Annotated in this window: 3 protein-coding genes; all 3 read left to right on the top strand. The window is 65.6% G+C overall.

The window, feature by feature from the left end; translation table 11 throughout:
- The coding region (locus JCM25156_RS14430) for a transketolase-like TK C-terminal-containing protein (protein WP_025813623.1) at positions 1-871 on the top strand (871 nt) is incomplete at its 5' end.
- A 33-nt stretch (positions 872-904) separates the two neighbouring features.
- Positions 905-1,927 carry a type I glyceraldehyde-3-phosphate dehydrogenase gene (gene gap / locus JCM25156_RS14425; protein WP_025813622.1) on the top strand — a complete coding sequence of 341 codons (1,023 nt, stop codon included), beginning with the start codon at positions 905-907 and terminating at the stop codon, positions 1,925-1,927.
- Positions 1,928-2,162: phosphoglycerate kinase (pgk, locus tag JCM25156_RS24775; RefSeq protein WP_034960027.1), on the top strand; the 235-nt coding region annotated here is incomplete at its 3' end.

Genomic DNA, 2,162 nt, shown 5'->3' with positions numbered 1-2,162 from the left:
CTGCGGCACGCAGGTCAACGGCATGGGGGCGCTGCTCAACGGTATTGCGATCCATGGCGGGCTGCTGGCCTGCGGGGCCTCGACCATCATCGCGGTGGACCGCATGCGCCCCGCCCTGCGCTACGCCGCCATGACCGGCCAGCAGGTCATCTATCTCCTGACCGATGACGACATGCACCGGGGCGAAAGCGCTGGCGGGTGGCAGCCGGTGGAGCAGCTGGCCAGCCTGCGCGCCATGCCCAACATGGTGGTGTTCCGCCCCGCCGACCACCGCGAAACCATGGAGTGCATGGAACTGGCCCTGCGGCGCACGGACGGGCCGAGCCTGCTGACGCTGGAATCCACCTTCCCCCTGTCCACCCCCCTGCCCGAGCGCGAGCAGCAGGGCCTCACGAACCTGTGCGCGCGTGGCGGCTATGTGCTGGCCGAAGCCGATGGCCCCCGGCAGGTGACGCTGGTCGCCACCGGGCAGGAAGCCATCATGGCGCTGGCCGCGCGCAGGCTGCTCCGGGATGAAGGGATTGCGGCGGCCGTGGTGTCCCTGCCAAGCTGGGAACTGTTCGCCGCCCAAAAAATGACGTATCGTGATGGCGTGCTGGGAATGGCACCCCGGATCGGGATAGAGGCCGCATCGGGTTTCGGATGGGAACGCTGGCTTGGACCGGACGGGCTGTTTGTTGGTATAGACGGATTTGGGGCCGCAACCGGCCCGGACCGTCCTGACAGCCCGGCCGACATCACGCCGGAGCGGATCTGCCGCGATGCGATGCGGCTGGTTCGCCCCGTTTCGGCCAGCGCCCCGATCCAAACCGCGGGAGGGAACAATGAAGCGGCCCCGCCCGGAATGGCATCGGTCGATGCCAGCGTATGAACATGTCTGACCCCTTACGGAGAAAATAAGAAAATGGCTGTCAAAGTCGCAATAAACGGTTTCGGTCGCATCGGTCGCCTGGTTCTGCGCGGCATCATCGAAAGTGGCCGTACCGATGTCGTGCCGGTTGCCATCAATGACCTTGGCAGCGTGGCGGACAACGCGCACCTGCTGTCCTATGACAGCGTTCATGGCCGCTTCCCCGCCGATGTGAAGGTGGAGGATGACAAGATCATCATCACCGCCAATGGCCGCACCTATGACCCGATCACCGTCTCGGCCGAGTCCGACCCGACCAAGGTGCCCTTCCACGGCGTGGACGTGGCGCTGGAATGCACCGGCCGGTTTACCGACAAGACCAAGGCCGCCCAGCTCATCACCGCGGGCGCGCGCAAGGTGATCGTCTCCGCCCCGGCGTCGGGCGTGGATGCCACCATCGTGTTCGGCGTGAACCAGGACATCCTGACGCGTGACATGACGGTCATCTCCAACGCCTCGTGCACCACAAACTGCCTGGCCCCGGTGGCCAAGGTGCTGGACGATACGTTCGGCATCGAATGTGGCTACATGGTCACCATCCATTCCTACACCGGCGACCAGCGCACGGTGGATACCCTGCACAAGGACCTGCGCCGCGCGCGTGGCGCGGCGCTCAACATGATCCCGACCTCCACCGGGGCCGCGCGCGCCGTGGGGCTGGTGCTGCCGCACCTGAAGGGCCGGCTTGACGGCACCGCGATTCGCGTGCCGACCCCCAATGTCTCGCTCGTCTCGCTGGACTTCGTGCCCAAGAAGGCCCCGGCCTCGGTCGAGGAAGTGAACGAAGCCATGCGCAAGGCCGCCGCGGCTGGCCCGCTGAAGGGGATCCTCGCCTACAACACCGCGCCGCTGGTCAGCACGGATTTCAACCACTCCCCCGCCTCGTCCACCTTTGACGCGACCCAGACCGCCGTGATCGACGGTGGCAAGCTGGTGCGCATCTGTAGCTGGTATGACAATGAATGGGGCTTCTCCAACCGCATGGCCGATACCGCTGCCGTATTCGGAGCACTGTAAATGGTCGCCGCCAATTTCAAGACGCTGGACCAGCTTGATGCCAAGGGCAAGAAGGTGCTCCTGCGTGCCGATCTGAATGTTCCGGTGCGGGACAGGCAGATTACCGATGCAACGCGCATCCTGCGCCTGCTGCCCACCATCGAGGAACTGGCCCAGAAGGGTGCGAAGGTGATTGTGGTCAGTCACTTCGACCGCCCCAAGGGCCAGCGCGTGGCCGCCATGTCGCTCGGCCCGA

The sequence above is a fragment of the Komagataeibacter kakiaceti JCM 25156 genome (assembly GCF_000613305.1).
Note: the sequence above shows the minus strand (reverse complement) of the source record. Positions and strands in the feature narration are given on the sequence as shown.